We start from the raw sequence: 325 nt of genomic DNA, 5'->3' as shown, positions 1-325 counted from the left end.
CCTTTCACAATACATGGGCTTTTTGATAAGTGAACCAAAATCATCAACCTGCACAAGGTTGGCAGAGGTGACCGGTATTTCTCACGATAGCGCTAACCGCTTTCTTCACCGCGAGGATTACCAACCAAAAGATATGTTCGATGAGGCGATTCAAGACTTATGTCCTGTTGGTGGCACCCTGAGTGTTGATGACAGTGTTCTCGATAAACCCTATAGCAACTCTGTGGCTTTGGTTAGCCACTTTTGGTCAGGAAAACACCATCGGGTAGTGAAGGGAATCAACCTCGTTACTCTCTATTACACCGACCCCACTGGTCGTCATATG

1 pseudogene is annotated in these 325 nt (G+C 46.5%); it reads left to right on the top strand.

From position 1 onward, the window contains the following. Positions 1-325: pseudogene (locus tag CWC16_RS19470) on the top strand (IS701 family transposase); the annotation flags it as partial.

This window comes from Pseudoalteromonas sp. S3776, from assembly GCF_005886915.1.
Lineage (GTDB): Bacteria > Pseudomonadota > Gammaproteobacteria > Enterobacterales > Alteromonadaceae > Pseudoalteromonas.
The sequence above is the reverse complement of the archived record's forward strand: the minus strand, read 5'-3'. Positions and strand labels throughout refer to the sequence as shown.